Below are 2,318 nucleotides of genomic sequence, written 5' to 3'. Positions count from 1 at the left end.
CCTGACGCCCGGCGGCTGGCGCGGAAGGCGGGAGCCCGGAGGGCCGCCGCAGAACGATAGGCCGTTGGCGGGTGAGGGTGGTGGGCCGGCAGCCGGCCGGGCCGCGCGGCCACGAGCCCGCGCGCCGTAGGGGAGCGCACGCCGGCCGCGCCGGCGAGCTGGCGGCGGTCGCGGGGTTGCACCTACTGCGCCTCCGGCGGGGGCACAACGACTCCAGGATGGTCGGGGTACCGCTGGCTGGTCGCGGTCCGAGGGTGGTTGCGGTGGACCATCCCGTATGCCACCGACCCGGGCGAGCCGAGCAGACCACCGCCCGGCTCGCCAGCGTCCGAACGAGCGTCAAGGCCCGCTTGACGTGGCGAGCCGAGCGGCGGCCCGCTCCCCAGAAGGGCGGGTCGGCGGCATACGGGATGGCGTGATGGCTCTTGGACGCGGATCCGCTTTGGTTGACCTGAGCGCGACTAAGCGGAGATTCCGCGCACCTTGTCCCAGCCAACCAGGAGCACCAACGCGCCGGCTCAGTCTCCGTTCCCGCCGCCTTTCAACGGGAAGAAGCCATAGCGACCAAAGTCGGCAAGCTTGGTGAAGAAGAGGACGTCGGCCGTCTCGGAAAGTTCCGACGGCGGAGTCGTGTTCTCGATAATGATGGCCTGCCCGTCGAACTCTGTGTCGACGTAGCGGTAGAACGCGGACGCGACATCGGGAGTCACGAACTCCTCACCCTCATCCACGTCCTCCACCACGCTGTCTGGCTCACGATACGTGACAAGCGGGGAGTCAAGAACGACGAACCCAGGATGCTGCAACTCTCGCTCTATGCAGTACTCGGCTAGGCCGAGTGTAAAAGCAGCATGGAGGATCGATCTCATGCCCTTCCCGCGGCTCGCCCGAGGCTTCCCATCGATCACTAGGTCTTCAGCCTCTTGGTCAATTAAGACGGGACCGTCCTGCGGAATGCCCCAAGCGGACAAGATAGTCGCGACCGTACTACAGAAGTCGTTAAGAACCGCAGTGCTTGGCCATCGCCTGGGAGCCGATGGCCTCTCGGTAGGCGCTGGTTCGAATGTTTGCGCAAGAGCCTCGATGCGCTCGATCTGGGCGTAGTTGTTCAGTAGCTGCTCAATCGCCGATTTCTTGCTGTACATCTCTGCCGCAACGGCTTGTTGCGGACGAAGTTGCTCTTCGACCTCGCGAATATCCCGATCGCTAAGCTCCACCCGGTTTGCGGCCGGGATTAGATCAGCCTCAGCGGCCGACAGTTGATCGTTTAAGTCCGAGATGGTACGAGTCAGATCGTCCAGTCCAGCAGTTCAGTTGTCTTCTCTGCTTCGGCGGCGATTGATAGCGCGAAATTTGCGGCTTCAGTTATCGCATGTCCGGGCGGATTCTGGTGTTCTGACTCTGCTCCACAGAAAACGCACACCTCGGATCGAAAGAACCCGAGGAGACTTCCCGCCTCTTGGACCGTAGCCAATCGTGCCAGATCTGATTCATACTGCGAGCGCAGTAGGTCGAAGCGAGCGATTAGGCCGCGCATCTGTCGCGTCCGATGCAAAAGCGTCTGCTGCTCCAGCGCCAAGTCTGCCCGCCGCGCCACAAGAGCGTCCCGTTCAGACACGATATCTTCAACGGACCGACTGTGTTCTTCCAGTGAGGCGTTAAGGAGCGCAAGCTGTCGATTCAGCTCCTGGGGAAGCGGCTGGTTCTCGACGCTCGCAGACAAGTCACGGAGGACTTGCTGTAGTACTTCAAACTTCCCTTTGCTGATCCTACGCGCCTCGTCCGAAGGTTCTGCCGACGGAAGACTTGAATCGTCCTCCCCTTCAAGCATGAGGCGGAACGTGGACAGTTCGACCGTCTTATTGACGTACTGCCCCGAGAAGATGGGCGGCTTTACGGCGACCATCTCTCCTTCATGGATCAAGCACAGGCGGGCCACGTTTCGCAAGCTAAGAGAGACGACCTCGTTGCGTGCGTTCTTCCGCAGCACCCGGCCATCCAAATCAAGGAGTTGCAGAAGGTAATTCGATATCGTGGCCGCTTTGCCCTTGACATGTCTTGCCCCAAGAACCAAATCGGGCAGGTAGGGGGGAATTTCTCGGACCAGGGAGCTATAGACGCGGAACGGTCCGCCGGAAACCTCGCGAACCAGGGTGAAAGAAGTTTCGTCACTTTGGATGCCCAGCAATACATCGGTATAACCTTCGGCCTCGCGTATATTCTTGAGGTTAGACGCTCCTAGCATGTAGTCGATGGCGTCTACAACGAAGGACTTCCCAGTGTCCGATGCACCGTAAATCACGGAGAGTCTGGGACTG

General features: G+C 60.8%; 2 protein-coding genes. Both read right to left on the bottom strand.

The window, feature by feature from the left end; genetic code table 11:
- Nucleotides 1-518: 518 nt before the first annotated feature.
- A complete protein-coding gene (locus tag AC5RWQ_RS30130) occupies nucleotides 519-1,217 on the bottom strand; it encodes a hypothetical protein (RefSeq protein WP_494285987.1) in 699 nt (232 codons plus the stop codon).
- Between the two features lie 71 nt (nucleotides 1,218-1,288).
- The coding region (locus AC5RWQ_RS30125) for a hypothetical protein (RefSeq protein ID WP_494285986.1) at nucleotides 1,289-2,318 on the bottom strand (1,030 nt) is incomplete at its 5' end.

Source organism: Micromonospora sp. BS32, from assembly GCF_059089345.1.
The sequence above is the reverse complement of the archived record's forward strand: the minus strand, read 5'-3'. Positions and strand labels throughout refer to the sequence as shown.